3 protein-coding genes are annotated in these 2,220 nt (G+C 74.5%); all 3 read right to left on the bottom strand.

Going from position 1 to position 2,220, the window contains the following annotated elements:
• Positions 1-112: 112 nt before the first annotated feature.
• Complete coding sequence (locus tag ACFW1I_RS07725) at positions 113-523, bottom strand: Fur family transcriptional regulator (protein WP_384667136.1); 411 nt, start codon at positions 521-523, stop codon at positions 113-115.
• A gap of 72 nt (positions 524-595) precedes the next feature.
• Entirely contained in the window at positions 596-1,492 is an 897-nt protein-coding gene (locus tag ACFW1I_RS07720; protein ID WP_384667133.1) for a metal ABC transporter permease, read from the bottom strand.
• Position 1,493: 1 nt separating this feature from the next.
• A partial coding sequence (locus ACFW1I_RS07715; RefSeq protein WP_384667130.1) for a metal ABC transporter ATP-binding protein occupies positions 1,494-2,220 on the bottom strand: 727 nt, incomplete at its 5' end.

Below are 2,220 nucleotides of genomic sequence, written 5' to 3'. Positions count from 1 at the left end.
AGCGAGACTGTGCGCGCCCCCACCCCCCACGCCGCGCCCGCGCCGCCGCCGCCGCCGCCCCCCCCCCCCGCTCCCCCCCCGCGCGCGCCCCCCCCCCCACGGGTTTGTCAGGTCACTTCGCCGCGCACTCCGCGCAGGTGCCGAAGATCTCGACGGTGTGCGCCACGTTCACGAAGCCGTGCTCCGCCGCGACCGCCTCCGCCCACTGCTCCACCATCGGGCCCTCGACCTCGACGGCCTTGCCGCAGGCGCGGCAGACCAGATGGTGGTGGTGGTCGTCGGACGAGCAGCGGCGGTAGACCGTCTCGCCGTCACTGGTGCGCAGCGCGTCCACCTCGCCCGCGTCCGCAAGGGACTGGAGGGTGCGGTAGACGGTGGTCAGGCCGACGGAGTCGCCGCGGTGCTTGAGCATGTCGTGCAGCTCCTGGGCGCTGCGGAACTCGTCCACCTCGCTCAGTGCTGCCGCCACGGCGGCCCGCTGCTTGGTGGAGCGGCCGCGTACGGGGGGTCCTGCCGTCGCCACGGGGGCCTCCTTGGATGCTTGTCTGCCCCCGCCATTCTGCCAGTCCCCCGTCCCCCCGGGTTCAGTCGTGGCTCAGACCTTCACGTCGTCGCCGGTCCGCCGGCTGCCCGGGACGCAGCGGGCGTCGCAGTCCTCGTTGGCCTGCGCAGCGGCCTTCGCCCGCCGCTTGGCGAGCGGGGTGGCGAGCAGCGTCAGGACGATGAAGACCCCGATCGCGTAGAGGACGATCGTCGCGCCGGGCGGGACGTCCTGGTAGTACGAGGTGACCGTGCCGGCCAGGGTGACCGTGATGCCGGTGGCCACCGCGAGGACGAAGGTCGCCCGGAAGGACTTCGACAGCTGCTGGGCGGCCGCGACCGGCACCACCATGAGCGCGCTGACGAGCAGCAGGCCGACGACCCGCATGGCGACCGTGACGGTCACGGCGGCGGTGACGGCGATCAGCAGGTTCAGGGCGCGCACGGGCAGCCCGGTGACCCGGGCGAACTCCTCGTCCTGGCTGACCGCGAAGAGCTGCCGGCGCAGGCCGACCGTGACCAGTACGACGAAGGCCGCGAGGACGCTGATCGCGGTGACGTCCTCGGTGGAGACCGTGGACAGGGATCCGAAGAGGTACGAGCTGAGGTTGGCGTTGGAGCCGGTCGGCGCCAGGTTGATCAGCAGGACGCCGCCGGCCATGCCGCCGTAGAAGAGGAGCGCGAGCGCCAGGTCGCCGCGGGTCTTGCCGTACGCCCGGATCAGCTCCATCGCGACCGAGCCGGCGATGGCGACGAGGGTGGCCATCCAGACCGGGCTGGAGTTCAGCAGGAAGCCGAGGCCGACACCGGTCATGGCGACGTGCCCGATGCCGTCGCCCATCAGCGCCTGGCGGCGCTGGACGAGGTAGATGCCGACGGCGGGCGCGGTGATGCCGACGAGCACGGCCGCGAGCAGCGCCCGCTGCATGAAGGCGGGTTCGAGGAAGTCCATGTCAGGTCAGCAGTCCCGTGCGGAGCGGCTCGCCGGCCGCGTGCGGATGTACGTGGTCGTGGCCGGGCAGCGCGTGCTGGCCGAGGGCCTCGGGCGGCGGGCCGTCGTGGACGACGCAGCCGTCGCGCAGGACGATCGCGCGGTCGATGAGGGGCTCCAGGGGGCCCAGCTCGTGCAGGACGAGGAGGACCGACGTACCGCCGGCGACCTGCTCGCGCAGGGTCGCGGCGAGGATCTCCTGGCTGGCGAGGTCCACGCCGGCCATCGGCTCGTCCATGATCAGGAGTTCGGGCTCGGAGGCGAGCGCGCGGGCGATCAGGACGCGCTGGTGCTGGCCGCCGGAGAGCGCGGAGACGGAGTCGCCGGCGCGGTCGGCGAGGCCGACCAGCTCCATGGCCCGGTGGACGGCGGCCTTGTCGGCCTTGGTGGGCAGCCCGAAGCGGCGGCGGGCGAGCCGCCCGGAGGCGACGACCTCGCGGACGGTGGCGGGCACGCCGGAGGCGGCGGTGGTGCGCTGGGGCACGTAGCCGACCCGGGACCAGTCGCGGAACCGCTTCCGCTCGGTGCCGAACAGCTCGATCGTGCCGCCGGTCAGCGGGACCTGGCCGATGATCGCGCGGACGGCGGTGGACTTGCCGGAGCCGTTGGCGCCGAGCAGGGCGGGGGGGGGCCCCCCCCCCCCCCCCGGGCGGGGGGCCCCCCCCGCCCCGCGGGGGGGGCGCGCGCCC

The sequence above is a fragment of the Streptomyces sp. NPDC058955 genome (genome assembly GCF_042741435.1).
Classification (GTDB): domain Bacteria; phylum Actinomycetota; class Actinomycetes; order Streptomycetales; family Streptomycetaceae; genus Streptomyces.
The sequence above is the reverse complement of the archived record's forward strand: the minus strand, read 5'-3'. Positions and strand labels throughout refer to the sequence as shown.